This window comes from Collinsella sp. OM04-5 (assembly GCF_003439125.1).
Lineage (GTDB): Bacteria > Actinomycetota > Coriobacteriia > Coriobacteriales > Coriobacteriaceae > Collinsella.
On the sequence record NZ_QSUU01000014.1, the window covers coordinates 41014 to 54491 of the forward strand.

Below are 13478 nucleotides of genomic sequence, written 5' to 3' on the forward strand. Positions count from 1 at the left end.
CTTCCGTACACACGGGAGCCCCTTTCCTTACCGGCGGGAGGTCCGCATGAGTCTCTCCGAGCTCTGGTCGCTCTATGGCCAGAACTATATCGACGCGCTGCTAGCAACCTGGGGCATGACGCTTGAGTCGTTTGCCATCGCCATGGTGCTGGCCGTCGCCGTCACCGTGATGCGCGTGTCGCCGCTCAAGCCGCTGCGCGTCTTTGGCGACCTGTATGTCCAGGTCTTCCGTAACATCCCCGGCATCGCGCTGCTCATTATCGTCGTCTATGCGCTGCCCCCGCTCAAGGTCGTCCTGCCCTACCGCACCTGCGTCATCGTCGCCACGGTGTTGCTGGGCTCGGCCTTTGGCTCCGAGAACTTTATGAGCGGCATCAACACCGTCGGCGTCGGTCAGGTAGAAGCCGCCCGTTCGCTCGGCATGAGCTTCAACCGTATCCTCGCCAAGATCGTGATTCCGCAGGCGCTGCGCTCGAGCGTGCTGCCCATGACCAACCTCTTTATCGCCGTCATGCTCACCACCGCGCTCGGCAGTCAGGTACCGCTTAAACCGCAGGAGCTCACCGGCGTGGTGAGCTACATCAACACGCGCTCGCTCGGCGGCGTCGCCGCGTTCTTTATCTCGGCGCTTGGCTACCTGGGCACGGCCTTTGTGGTGAGCCACATTGGCAACTACATCGATAAGAAGGTGAGGATCCTCCGATGAGTAAACATTCCTCCCCTGCACTTACCATGCGCGATGCGCTCTACGAGGCTCCCGGCCCCAAGATGCGCGCCAAGATTCGCGTCGGCACCGCCATCTCACTTGTTGCCGTGGCCGCGCTCATCGCTCTGGTACTGCAGCGCTTTTACGTGACCGGCCAGCTTTCGGTCCATTACTGGTACTTCTTTACGCACCTCACCACCTGGAAGTTCCTGCTTGCCGGTTTTGAGGGCACCGTTAAAGTCGCACTCACCGCCGGCGTCATTGCGCTGGTACTGGGCTTAGCCCTTATGCTCGGCCGCACCAGCGACATTAAGCCGCTGCAGCTGGTCTGCCGCGTGCTCACCGATTTCTTCCGTGGCGTGCCGAGCCTTCTGTTCATCTACTTCTTCTTTTTGGTGCTGCCCCAGTACAAGATCGCACTGCCGTCGTTTTGGATGCTCACGCTTCCCGTCGCGCTCGCTGCGGCCGGCGTACTGGCCGAGATCTTCCGTGCCGGCGTCAATGCCGTGCCGCGCGGCCAGGTCGAGGCCGCCCAGGCGCTCGGTCTCTCCAAGGCTAAAATCACCTTTAAAATCGTGCTGCCGCAGGCCATTCGGTTTATCATTCCGTCGTTGATTTCGCAGCTTGTGGTCGTCGTCAAAGACACCACCGTCGCCTACGTGGTGAGCTACCCCGACCTTATGCAAAACGCCCGCGTGCTCATTACCAACTACGACGCCCTCGTGTCGGTCTACCTAGTGATCGCGGTCATCTATATCCTCATCAACGTCGCAATCAACAAGGCCGCTGTCTACGTTTCGCGCAAGACCGGCGCGACCATCATTCGCTAACGATTTACCATTTCGAGTCATAAGGAGCCGAGCACCATGGCACAGAGCACTTCTTCTACCGGTAATCAGCCGCTGATCGAGCTCAAGCACGTCGATAAGCACTATGGCGATCTGCACGTCCTCAACGACATCAATCTCTCGGTCGACCGCGGCGAAGTCGTCGTCGTGATCGGCCCCTCGGGCTCGGGCAAGTCGACCATGTGCCGAACCATCAACCGCCTGGAAACCATCGACTCGGGCGAGATCCTCATCGAGGGCGAGCCTCTGCCGCAGGAAGGCAAGGATCTTGCCCGCATGCGCGCCGAGCTGGGCATGGTGTTTCAGCAGTTCAACCTGTTCGCGCATATGACGGTGCTGCAGAACGTCATGCTGGGGCCGGTCGACGTGCTGGGCGTGTCCAAGGAGGAAGCTCGTGAGCGCGCCATGGACCTGCTGAGCCGCGTGGGCGTTGCCGAACAGGCCGACAAGGTGCCCGCTCAGCTCTCGGGCGGCCAGCAGCAGCGCGTGGCCATTGCCCGCTCGCTCGCCATGCAGCCCAAGGCCATGCTCTTCGACGAGCCCACGAGTGCCCTTGACCCCGAGATGATCAACGAGGTGCTCGAGGTCATGGTCCGCCTGGCCCAGCAGGGCATGACGATGATCGTCATTACGCACGAGATGAACTTCGCCAGCCGCGTTGCCGACCGCGTCGTGTTTATGGCCGACGGCCAGATCGTGGAAACCGGCACGCCCGACGAGTTCTTCGACCATCCCCAGACCAAGCGCGCCCAAGACTTCCTCAACTCCATCAAGGGCCACTAGCCAGCCACCCCGTGGGACAAATCCATTGAAAGTGTTGTCCTACGTCTCTCATGCGCCCTGTCACCTTTAGATTCGAAAGCAACACCTATGATCGGAACTCGCACTTCATCGTCCTACACCCCACATGTCGACGTCGCCCCCACCGACCGCCCACTCATCCTCGTCGCACCACGCTGGGAAGAGGCAAAGCCGTTTTTAAGCGAGATGCTCTCCCCCAATGAGGAAATCGCAAGCGTCTTTGTCGACGCCATCCTTGCCGCCGGCGGCCTGCCGCTGCAGATGTCCATCACCGAGGACATTGAGGTCATCCGTCATTACGTCGATATCGCCGACGGCATCGCCATTCCCGGCGGCCCCGATGTCAACCCCAAACGTTGGGGCGATGATCGACCCTACGACCCCACCCTCTGCTGCGAGATCCGCGATAGCTTTGAGTTTAAGCTGGTCGGCGAGGTACTCCGCGCCAAAAAGCCGCTCTTTACCACCTGCCGCGGCACGCAGTTGCTCAATGTCGCCACTGGCGGCACCCTGTGCATGGACGTGCCGAGCCTGGGCGCTCGCGAGGGCCGCACGCAGTGGCGCCATACCCACGTGCTCAACGACCCCGTGCATCCCGTCGAGGTCGTGCCGGGCTCGCTGTTGGAGCGCGCGCTTGGCGGGCACAGGCTGATCCAGACCAACTCCGCACACCACTGCTGCGTCGATCATCTGGGTAAGAGCACGCGTTTGGTCGCCAAGGCAACCGACGGCGTTCCCGAGTGCATCGAGGTCGAAGGCCAGCCATTCTGCTTGGGCGTGCAATGGCACCCTGAGTACACGTGGAAGACGCTCGAAACCGACTTTAACCTGTGGAAGTCGTTTGTCGAAGCAGCGGCCAAGGTAAAGCAGGCCCGCTAGCTCGCGAACCACTCAGGTTAAAGCCTCCTAAGCCAGGGGGGGGGCGGACACCAGCTACGGTGCCCGCCCCCTGTATTTGATATGCTCGGTATGATTATCCCTCGCAAACAATCAGAGAAATCTCGACCGCAATCGGTCGACAGTAAAGCAAATGGCAACAACGCTTGCTACGTTTATGAGACAGTCAATTAAAATCGAAATGCATTGACCATTCCCCAACGGGGTCACGCCGCAAATCCACATGAGCATCGAGGCTGGAAGCGGAAGCATGGAATTGGCCCCGATCTGTATGTAGATCGCTACGACGTTGACAAGCAACAGCATGCCAATCGGACCGAAGCCGGACCCAAAATAGGAAACAACGATTACGCAAGAAACCACGTATGCAAGGCAGGCAGCGGCAGCAAGAACAAGTCGATAGCAAAATACATGCAAGTTGAAATACTGCTGAGCATCCAAAACGATCGCGCAGTTAAGACAGTACAAAACGACACTCGTCAGGATAAACGCGCCCAAAAGGGCAAAAGAAGACAGCACCACTCGCGCAACGATAGCGCACACACGCTTCCCTCCCCGAGCCTCCGACAGCCCCCACGGTTCCTCAATAAAGTCCGAACTGACAAAGCGCGGCACAATGCAAGCCGCGATGAACGGAAAGAACAATGCATGAGCCAACGGAGCCACGTTGAACAGCAGGCCGCGAAAAACCTCTGCATTACCAAATAGAAGGGCATCCTCTGCCGATAGCCGAAGCGTCGGGTCTGGGAAAAAGCCCAAGAAGCTGTTCTCACGGAGGCTACAGAACCACATCGGGAAAGAATTAAGCTGCAATACCACCATGCACGCATAAATTACCAGGATTAAGGCGTACGCCCATTTGCTCACATGCTTCAATTCTGACTGGAGAAGTCTTTTAATCTGACGAGCCATTGAGCACACCCCCAGCGCGAAAGCTCAAGAGAGCGTAAATCAATACCGATAGACAGCTGGCTGCCACGCCATATCCCAGAAGCGTCAGCTGCCCCATATCGCTATACCCAAGGGCACATCCGACTCCAAGGTACGGCCCCGGAAGGAAGAAGATCCATCGCAAGGATGGTATAGGTGCCTGAAGGAAGGCTCCGTAGAGCGTCAAGCTCATGACAAATCCGACTATCACCACGGCCCCACTCAATACAGCGCTGCCCGTTATCCGATAGATGGTCACCGTCTCCAGCGCAACCGATATCACCAATACGGCGTTGACTATCATTGCAGGCAAAAATACAGTTAGTATGTTGTGCGAGTAGTTATGCCCTCCACGTATTATGGCTATTGCAAAAAGAAGAAGGCAAAGCGCGCTATACGCTGCGCCAATTATTAAAGCAGACGAAAATGCATGGGCTAGAGCCCCATAAAAGCGGTTGAGACCTCTTGCCGAAGAAATTCGGTGCCCCTCTTTATAGCCATGCTCCTGTAAAAGCACCAAACAAACGATGAGTGGAACGAACAGGGATGTACCGGCAAAAGCGCTGCGCGCAAGGGACTCATCAGGCGCAGAAGGATCGATTGCATTCCAGAGGAAACCAATATCCTCCCCACAAACGCCATAGCCAAAGGCGAGCAACGTTGTTCCGTTTTTTAGAAAGATGCCGAAGAGAAGGCCGAACGCCAGCATAAGCGCAAGACCAAACTTCGCCGGAAATATCCTGTGCAAACGCATCATATCTGCCTTTATGGGATGGATCGCCCGCTTCATAGCGAGACCGCCTTCATCAAGCGCCTGTAATACTCTTTTAGGGATGGCGCCTCATCCCTTATGACGTCCATCGATTCCTTTTTTAGCAGTTCACCGTCATGAAGAAACAGGCAGCTTGTTGCAACCGATGCCAGCTCATCCAAGTCGTGGCTAGAGATAAGCATGGTTTTGCCCTGCTCCCGATTCAATCGACCGATAAGGGCCCATATACTCTCGATGCCCAACGGATCCAATCCATTTGCCGGCTCATCGAAAATTAGTACGTCGGTGTCGCCCAATAAAGCCGTAGCTATATCCAGTCGCCGTTTCATTCCCAGAGAAAAACTGCTCACGCTCTTTTTCTCATCGACGTCCAGCCCGACTAGGCCCAAGACGCGAGGAACCTCACGTTTCTCATCGAGTCCCCATTCCGCACATCGGATCCGAAGATTCTCAGCCGCACTGAGGGATTGGTATGCTCCGCAGGAATCTGGCACATAGCCGACACGCGTCCGCATCAAGCTCAGCTCTTTTTTCGACTTGCCTCCAAAGAGCTCCACGCTCCCCGACGATGGCTCACAGAGGCCCAGCACTATTTTAATAAGCGTGCTTTTGCCCGCCCCGTTTGCACCAACAAGGGCGCAAAGCTCAGACTGATCCACCTCGAAGGAAACGTCATGCAAAACGCGGCGCCTCCCATAGCGCTTTGACACCCTTGATAGCCTTATCGTCGATGCGTTCATTGGCCTCCCGTTCCGCTTGATAGCAAAACCGCTCATATCGTTCCTTCTTTACTTTATCGTTTTCCATAGTTGTTATTGTTTTTCGATAACTCATATTTGCCAAGATAATCTAAAAGAAAGAACCCGTGTTAGACACGGGTCCCTTCACGCTGATATTTCGTTTTAGTTGTTCGCCTTAAGCTACTCGTCGCTCAAATCGACAGCAAAGACTGATGTCGGAAGCGACGCCTCATTGCCTCCGCCGTCCCGCATCTGCCTCACAACGTTTTTTGCACGCTCAACAATAAGCTCCTCAAGCTCTTTCTCACTCACGCGCTGAATAATATCTCCCGGTTGACAATCAAGCTCATCACAGATATCGAGGAGCGTCTTTAGGCGAATAGCTTTTATCTTTCCGTTTCTAAGCTTTGAAATATTAGCCGGAGTATGCCCCGTCGCCCGAATCAGATCAGCACTGGTCTTTCCGGTCTTAAGCAGCTGCGTCTCAAGCTCGATGATGAGATAGCTCATGTTTCCTCCTACACAAGCTCGTCAGACTGCTCTTGGAGCAGCGAGGCATAACTCCAGATCGCCGAGATAAATAAACAGACAACTGCGCCGATAAACGACCCCGCATCAAAGGTAGCGCCTTGGCAAATCTCAATAACGAAGGAATGAGGCACGATGTAAAGCTCCAGTCCGCCAATGGTGAGATTGACCGATCCATAGGCACCAACAAGCGAAACCGCGGCGTTAACAGCAAAGGCAAGCGCGAGAACACGGATAAGCCGCACATGCGTCTTGGTAAAGGGCGAGACGCCTCGCGAGATGTTACGGCTGATCCCGCACAGAACGACAAGCGAAATACCCATAACAAGCGCCATGCACAGTCCGCTTGGGATAACGATGCACCCGCCATCGAGAAGCGTCACGACACCGAAAGAATCGACAGAAGCAACGTTTGCAACCGCATACCAGATCACGTAAACAACCAACGCGGCAAAAGCGACGAGCATCCCTGCAAAAACGGCTGCCATGCAAAAACCGAGCTTCCTGATATTTTCGCCCGCCTTGGCCATACGCTGAACGCTGTTGGACATACACTCACCCTCATCGACTCTATCGTTATTCGAACGGTTTATCGAACAACGATATGGATTGCATGCGGAAAGCCCCGACAGTGTGCATAGGCAATTCACTAATCAGAAGAGGTGAGCGTGGATTTTTGGACACGTATCGAACGAGCGTGGATAATCTCCCACTTTGAGGCCGCCACCGGGCCTAAAACGGGAGATTATCCACGCTCATAGTCATCAAGGCTCACAGCCTCTTACTCGGCCGCCTCGCGCAGAGCCGACATCGTAGCCGCATATTGCTGCTGCAACGCATGCATCCCCTCGCGGGCGCCGTCAACGGCATCAGCGCCGCGCAGCGCTTCGGTTACCACGACCGCCGGCTCGTACAGATTATCGAATCCCAGGTTCTGGCTCACGCCCTTGAGCGTGTGCGCTGCCATAAACGCACTCTCGGCGTCTCCTGCCGCCATGGCAGCCTCCAGCTTGTCCATGCTCTCGTCATCCAAAAACTTGAGGGCAAAGCGGGCAAGCATTTCCCCGCCCATCAGCCGAGCGCACGCGTCGTCATAATTAGCGCCGATCTTCTCATACGCCTCACGCATGGAAATCATGGATTAAAAACTCCTTTGGTCAAACTAAATCGTGGGAAACGCGACGACGTCGGCGGGGCGTGCCAACGTCTCGGCAATTTGGTCTTGCACCTCGAGCAGGCAATCGAGCAGCAGCGGGTTAAAGGTGCCGCACTTACCGTCCAGGATCATCTGGATCGCCTCCTCGTGCGGGATAGCGTCCTTGTACACGCGCACGCTCGTCAGTGCATCGTACACGTCAGCCACCGAAACCACCTGCGCGGCGATGGGAATTTCGTCGCCCTTAAGGCCATCGGGATAACCCTTGCCGTCCCAGCGCTCGTGATGCCAACGCGCAATCTGGTACGCATATTCCATAAGCGCATTGCCGGCGTGATGGCTGCCCAGCTCGAGCAGCATGTTGGCGCCAATCGTGGTATGCGTCTTCATAATCTCGAATTCCTCGGGCGTGAGGCGCCCGGGCTTGTTGAGGATCGCATCGTCAATCGACATCTTGCCGATATCGTGCAGCGCCGAAGCCAGGGCGATCGTGGAGCGTTCCTCATTGTCGAGGGAGATCGTGCCGCTACGCTGGACCAGATAGCCAAGCAGCAGCTCGGTCAGCTTTTCGATGTTCGTAACGTGCCTACCGCTCTCGCCGTTGCGAAGCTCCATGACGCCGGCCATGATGTCGATGAGCATGCGACTGTTCTTGACGCGCTCGTTGTACTGTTGGGACAGCAGGTTCGTCAGGCGGCGCTGTTTGGCGTACAGGCTGATGGTGTTGCTTACGCGGCGGCGCACGACACGGGAGTCAAACGGGCGGTTGATATAGTCCGAGGCGCCCAGCTCGTACGCGCGCAGAACCGCATCATCGGAATCTTCGCTCGAAATCATGATGACAGGCAGATTATCGATACCCGATCGGCGCGACAGATCGGCCAGCACCTCAAAGCCGCTTATGCCCGGCATCACAATGTCCAGCAGCACGAGCGACAACTCATCGCCATAGCGGTCGACCATGTCGAGCGCCGCACGACCGTTATCGGCCTCGAGGATGCAATGCTCGTCCTTGAGCATCTCGCTGAGAATGGCTCGGTTCATCTCGGAGTCATCGGCGATAAGCACCAAAGGCTTTTCGCTTTGGAAGGCCTCGATGGAATCGGCATCGGTCACGACCGTACCGGCTTTTGCCTTAGCGCGGCTCAGTAACTGAGCAGCGCGGCCAACGCCCTCATCGACCGTCTCGCCATGAATGCGAACGCCACCAACACATGCCGTCAAGCTCACGTACTCATGGCCCGGAATAATCGTGGAATGAACGGCATCGGACACCTGATGCAGGCGACGGGTGAAGTCATCGGAGGGAATATTGGGCATGACAACCACAAACTTGTCGCAGCCATAGCGCACAAGCTCGTCAGTCGAACGGATTCCGCTGCGTATGGCTGTCGCCACAGCACCGAGCGCAAGGTCGCCGGCATGACGGCCACACGTATCGTTGAAGACCCTAAAATCATCAAGGTCGATCACCGCAACGCCGGCATTCACGCGGGTGCTACGGAGCTTTTCCTCGTAATATCGGCGATTGCGCACATTCGTCAGCACGTCGGTGTAGACAAGGTCCTCTTCTGCGGCCTCTTGCTCATCGATCGGACGCACCATCAGCAAGACGTGAGGCTCGCCCTCGACCTTCAAAGGGCGTAGACGGGCGCGGTACTCAGTGCCATCATTGAGCAGTTGCTCCGACACCTCATCGGAGTCTGCCAAAGCCTCAAGACTTGACTGACGCAGACAAGGACACCGATCACCGGCGAGCAGGCAGTTAGGCTCACTCTTAATCTGATCGGCCGACAGCAAACGCACCACGGGGTAGGTCTTCGCGACACGGGCGACCTCGGCGGCAGCCTCCTCGTCGGTTAGATTGACCTCGTGATTATTGAGCATATGGGGCCCTTTCGATAGTTTCGCATGGTAGCGGTGGGTTCCAAATGTTACAAGGGTAACACCTTGCCGATGCAGGTAAGCACGTGAATGCTGTTACATTTTTATGAGTTGGCAGGCGGCGCGATTGAAGCCGCAGACGTGAGGTTTTGAGCACATTTGTTAACACGGCCGAAACGTTTGCGAGTGAAGACTGTTTTGATTTTTACGGCTGCTAGAGCTCCAGGATGCTACGGACAGTCTGGGCAGCCGCTGCCGGGCGATCGCGCAGGCCGTTGTGCGCGCCCGGGATTGTCACGAGGGGGCAATCGAGATATTCGGCAGCCGCTCGCGTACCAGCCTCGCGGGATGTGCCAATCGAGAGCTCGCCCAGGAGCACGGCGGCCACCGTTTTTGACGCGCGAACGCTATCCCAATCGGGAACGCAGGTCATAGCAATCCCGTATTCGTTTGCCATGAAACTGCGGCCGTTGCGCAGGGCATGTTTGGCTTCCGCTTCGGTCGTTCCAGGAGCCTCGGGGTCCAAGTCGCCGAGGGCTCCCAAGAAAAGCCGGAGCGCCCTTGAAACCTTTCCCGCCGCAATCATATCGAGCAAAACCGGAGCTGCGCCCATACCGACGCCTTTGTCCGACACAGCCGGCTCATGCAGAATCGCACGGGCAACGAGATGGGGTTCGGTGCGAAGAAGCTCCAGCGCCACCAACGTACCGGCGCTATGCGCAAGCACATTTGCCGGAGCGCCAACGTGTTCGATCACGGCTTGCAGGTCGGCGGCCTGAGCGGCAAGATCATAGCTGCCGTCTGCCGCATCGCTGCTGCCACCGCAGCCGCGGCGGTCGTAGGCAATTACGCGGTAGTTGCGGCTGAGCTCACAAGCGATACCGTCAAAAAATGTGCCGTCGACACAAGCGCCGTGCACGCACACCAAGGCAGGAGCATCAGGCGACACATCCGGGCCGACATATTCGCGACAGGCGATCGTGGTGCCCGCATTCTCGACCGTAAAATCCATGTTGTGCCCCCGTCATCAATGCTCATCCAGTTGCACGTCAGTGCGGTTGGATAGACCCGCATTGCCTTACACCTTGTTAACAGATTAACTTTACCCGACCCGAGGCTTTTCATGGCACGGCATCATGAGCGACGTGAAAAAACGAAACTTGTAAAGCAAGAGCCCACACCTTGCTTTGGAGCCGATGCTATGCTTAGGCACAATTGTCTTGAGGAGCATATGCCTATGTCTACGTTTTTGAATGCCAGCCCCATCTTTGGGCCCGTTCGCAGCCGTCGCCTTGGTCTCTCGCTCGGCGTCAACATGATGCCGGCCAGCGGCAAAATCTGCACGTTCGACTGCATCTACTGCGAGAACGGCCTCAACGCCGAGCGCCCCTGCCATGAGCCGTATAACACGGCTGCCGTGGTACTCGAAGCGCTCGAGGCAAAGCTGCGCGAGATGGCAGCCGAGGGCGAGCTCCCCGATGTAATCACCTTCGCAGGCAACGGCGAGCCCACCGCCGCACCGGAGTTTCCACGGGCCATCGCCGGCGCCGTCGCACTGCGCGACGAGCTTGCCCCAAACTCCAAGATCGCCGTGCTCTCCAACGGCACACGCGCCGACCGCCCCGAGGTGCACGACGCGCTCATGATGGTCGACGACAACATTCTTAAGCTCGATACCGTCGACCCGGCGTTTATCCAGCTGCTCGACCAGCCTGTTGGCCCCTACAACGTCGAACACCAGATCGAGACGTTCGCAAGCTTTGACGGTCACGTTATTATCCAGACGATCTTTTTGACCGGCGAGTATCAGGGCAAGCTCATCGACAATACCGGCGAGGAGTATGTTGCCCCCTGGCTCGCGGCGCTTGAGCGCATTCGTCCGCAGGAGGCGACCATCTACACGGTCGCGCGCGAGACACCAGTCGCCGGCCTTGCCAAAGCAGCGCCCGAGGTGCTCGACGCCATTGCCGCGCGCGTGCGCGCCCTCGGTATTCCCTGCCAGGTGAGCTACTAGCAAAACCACGCAGCAGCTAGTGCCCGCCATCCCGCCCCATCAGTTGCGGTGATATAGTTCCTATTTGTGCTGTTAAACCGCTTAAATCGGAACTATATCACCGCAACTTTTATGGCCGCGTGGGTGGGCTATACTAGCTGCGAATGAAAGGAAGTTAGCCATGTATGACAAAGGACCCGTGCCCGGTCGCAACGACGCTTGCTGGTGCGGCAGCGGCAAGAAATACAAGAAATGCCATAGCGCCTTTGATGAGCGCCTCGAGCGCTTGTGGGAAGAAGGCTGGGAGGTTCTGCCTCGCACGCTCTACAAGACTCCCGCCGATATCGAGGGCATCAAGCGCTCGGCAGCCATCAACGTGGGCGTGCTCGATTATGTGGGCGAGCATATCGCCGCAGGCATGACCACCAACCAGATCGACCAGATGATCTACGACTACACCGTCGAGCACGGTGGCACGCCGGCCGACCTCAACTACGAGGGCTACCCCAAGAGCGTGTGCACCTCGATCAATGATGTGGTCTGCCACGGCATTCCCTGCGATACGGACGTGCTGCACGAGGGCGACATCATCAACGTAGACTGCTCCACGATCTTGGACGGTTACTTTAGTGATTCGAGCCGCATGTTCTGCATCGGCGAGGTCTCGGCCGAGCGCCAGCGCCTGGTCGACGTCACCCGTGCCAGCGTGGAGGCGGGTCTGGCAGCCGTCAAGCCATGGCTACCGCTCTCCGTTATGGCCGAGGCAGTACAAAAGACCGTCGAGGACGCCGGCTTTAGCGTGGTGCGCGAGTACGGCGGACACGGCATCGGTAAGGAGTTCCACGAGGACCCGTTTGTGGGCTTTACCACCGAGGCGCCCGATGTGGACACCATCATGGTGCCGGGCATGGTCTTTACCATCGAGCCCATGGTCAACGCCGGAGCGCCCGACATCAAGATCAGCAAGGGCGACGGCTGGTGCGTGCGCACCAAGGACGGCAGCGATTCGGCCCAGTGCGAGGTACAGCTCGTGGTGACCGAGGACGGCTACGAGCTGCTGAGCTGGTAGCCGTGGATGCGCCGGGCTTCACGATGGATATGTTAACCATCGCGAAGCCCGGCGTTTTTATAGCGTTTTGCCTGATAAAACCCGCCAAAATAAACCTGTCCCTTTTTGGCGGGTCAAGCGGAAAGGACTACTTGTGAACATCTTGGTTTTGCTGCCCGTCAACGACCACCATCGCGCAATTCTTGAGTCGAGCGCTCCGGGCGAGGACTTTATCTACACGAGCGCCGACGCTATCACGCGCGAACAAGTCGCCAACGCCGACGTGATCTTGGGCAACATCGACTCTGACATGCTCACGGCATGCGAGCATCTCCAGCTGCTGCAATTGCAGACCGCCGGCTATGACGACTACCTTGCCGCCGGCACCGTGCCAGCCGACGCCAAACTGTCTTGCTCGGTGGGCGCCTACGGCCAGGCCGTGAGCGAGCACATGTTTGCCATGGTCCTTTCCATGATGAAGCGCCTGCCCGGCTATCACGACTTGCAGCGCGAACATCGCTGGGAGGATTTGGGGCCAGTTACCTCGCTCAAAAACGCCAACGTGCTGGTGCTGGGCGCGGGCGATATCGGCGGTCACTTTGCCACGCTCTGCCGCGGCATGGGCGCGCACGTCCGCGGCATCAAGCGCCATCCACTCGTCTACCCCATTGTGTTTGAGGACATGGACGGCATGGACGCCCTACCTGAGCGCCTGGCAGAGGCCGACATCGTCGCATCCTTTATGCCGAGCACGCCCGAGACCCGCGGTCTGGCGAACGCCGAGTTCTTTGCCGCGATGAAACCAGGTGCCTTCTTTGCCAACGGCGGCCGCGGCGACCTTGTGGTCACCGATGACTTGGTTGCCGTTCTGGAGTCGGGACATCTCGCCGGCGCCGCGGTCGACGTCACCGACCCCGAACCGCTGCCCGCGACAAGCCCCCTGTGGGATGCGCCCAACATGCTCATCACGCCGCACGTCTCCGGCTGGTTCCACCTGGCAGCCACGCTCAACAACGTCGTCGACATCGCCGCGGAGAATCTGCGTCACCTGCAGGCCGGCGAGACCCTGCGCTGCTGGATCGAACATTAGGGTTCCGCCGTTCTAACGAACGGCGGACCGGCCGACGCTGCGCGCCGCCCAGGGCGACAATTTGTCATTCAAAAGGCAAGGCATG

General features: G+C 57.8%; 15 protein-coding genes. 7 read left to right on the forward strand and 8 right to left on the reverse strand.

Translation table 11 applies throughout. The annotated features are described in order from the left end of the window. Nucleotides 1-46: 46 nt before the first annotated feature. The 4 genes from DXB53_RS08620 (at nucleotide 47) to DXB53_RS08635 (ending at nucleotide 3234) form a co-directional block, all read left to right on the forward strand. The gene (locus DXB53_RS08620) at nucleotides 47-706 is read left to right on the forward strand and encodes an amino acid ABC transporter permease (RefSeq protein ID WP_006234894.1); all 660 of its coding nucleotides are present in this window, start codon (nucleotides 47-49) and stop codon (nucleotides 704-706) included. Beyond that, a complete protein-coding gene (locus DXB53_RS08625; protein ID WP_117584138.1) occupies nucleotides 703-1536 on the forward strand; it encodes an amino acid ABC transporter permease in 834 nt (277 codons plus the stop codon). The genes DXB53_RS08620 and DXB53_RS08625 overlap by 4 nt, the downstream gene beginning before the upstream one ends. A 36-nt stretch (nucleotides 1537-1572) precedes the next feature. Then, a complete protein-coding gene (locus DXB53_RS08630; RefSeq protein ID WP_117584139.1) occupies nucleotides 1573-2337 on the forward strand; it encodes an amino acid ABC transporter ATP-binding protein in 765 nt (254 codons plus the stop codon). An 87-nt stretch (nucleotides 2338-2424) separates the two neighbouring features. Beyond that, a complete protein-coding gene (locus tag DXB53_RS08635) occupies nucleotides 2425-3234 on the forward strand; it encodes a gamma-glutamyl-gamma-aminobutyrate hydrolase family protein (protein WP_117584140.1) in 810 nt (269 codons plus the stop codon). Nucleotides 3235-3345: 111 nt separating this feature from the next. On the opposite strand, the gene DXB53_RS08640 is transcribed toward DXB53_RS08635, so the two are convergent. The 8 genes from DXB53_RS08640 to DXB53_RS08675 all read right to left on the reverse strand — a co-directional run bounded on the left by DXB53_RS08640 (nucleotide 3346) and on the right by DXB53_RS08675 (nucleotide 10274). Further along, nucleotides 3346-4164 carry a hypothetical protein gene (locus tag DXB53_RS08640; protein WP_117584141.1) on the reverse strand — a complete coding sequence of 273 codons (819 nt, stop codon included), beginning with the start codon at nucleotides 4162-4164 and terminating at the stop codon, nucleotides 3346-3348. Next, complete coding sequence (locus DXB53_RS08645; protein ID WP_117584142.1) at nucleotides 4148-4972, reverse strand: hypothetical protein; 825 nt, start codon at nucleotides 4970-4972, stop codon at nucleotides 4148-4150. The genes DXB53_RS08640 and DXB53_RS08645 overlap by 17 nt, the downstream gene beginning before the upstream one ends. Beyond that, nucleotides 4969-5730: an ABC transporter ATP-binding protein gene (locus DXB53_RS08650; protein WP_117584143.1), complete on the reverse strand. Its 762-nt coding sequence runs from the start codon at nucleotides 5728-5730 to the stop codon at nucleotides 4969-4971. Before DXB53_RS08650 ends, DXB53_RS08645 begins: the two co-directional genes overlap by 4 nt. Before the next feature lie 144 nt (nucleotides 5731-5874). Then, complete coding sequence (locus DXB53_RS08655) at nucleotides 5875-6204, reverse strand: helix-turn-helix transcriptional regulator (RefSeq protein ID WP_089572320.1); 330 nt, start codon at nucleotides 6202-6204, stop codon at nucleotides 5875-5877. Between the two features lie 8 nt (nucleotides 6205-6212). After that, complete coding sequence (locus DXB53_RS08660; protein WP_147327752.1) at nucleotides 6213-6752, reverse strand: hypothetical protein; 540 nt, start codon at nucleotides 6750-6752, stop codon at nucleotides 6213-6215. Nucleotides 6753-7003: 251 nt separating this feature from the next. Next, complete coding sequence (locus tag DXB53_RS08665; protein WP_117584145.1) at nucleotides 7004-7360, reverse strand: Hpt domain-containing protein; 357 nt, start codon at nucleotides 7358-7360, stop codon at nucleotides 7004-7006. Between the two features lie 24 nt (nucleotides 7361-7384). After that, nucleotides 7385-9265 (reverse strand): diguanylate cyclase, encoded by a 1881-nt coding sequence (locus DXB53_RS08670; protein ID WP_117584146.1) that lies wholly within the window; start codon nucleotides 9263-9265, stop codon nucleotides 7385-7387. A 211-nt stretch (nucleotides 9266-9476) separates the two neighbouring features. Continuing rightward, nucleotides 9477-10274 carry an alpha/beta fold hydrolase gene (locus tag DXB53_RS08675; RefSeq protein ID WP_117584147.1) on the reverse strand — a complete coding sequence of 266 codons (798 nt, stop codon included), beginning with the start codon at nucleotides 10272-10274 and terminating at the stop codon, nucleotides 9477-9479. A gap of 225 nt (nucleotides 10275-10499) precedes the next feature. Between DXB53_RS08675 and DXB53_RS08680 the strand changes: the two genes are divergently transcribed. The 3 genes from DXB53_RS08680 to DXB53_RS08690 all read left to right on the forward strand — a co-directional run bounded on the left by DXB53_RS08680 (nucleotide 10500) and on the right by DXB53_RS08690 (nucleotide 13393). After that, nucleotides 10500-11276, forward strand: coding sequence for a radical SAM protein (locus tag DXB53_RS08680; protein ID WP_117584148.1), 777 nt, complete (start codon nucleotides 10500-10502; stop codon nucleotides 11274-11276). A 160-nt stretch (nucleotides 11277-11436) separates the two neighbouring features. Then, nucleotides 11437-12324: a type I methionyl aminopeptidase gene (map, locus tag DXB53_RS08685; RefSeq protein WP_117584149.1), complete on the forward strand. Its 888-nt coding sequence runs from the start codon at nucleotides 11437-11439 to the stop codon at nucleotides 12322-12324. A gap of 133 nt (nucleotides 12325-12457) precedes the next feature. Next, nucleotides 12458-13393 (forward strand): D-2-hydroxyacid dehydrogenase, encoded by a 936-nt coding sequence (locus tag DXB53_RS08690; protein ID WP_117584150.1) that lies wholly within the window; start codon nucleotides 12458-12460, stop codon nucleotides 13391-13393. The last annotated feature ends 85 nt before the right edge of the window (nucleotides 13394-13478 follow it).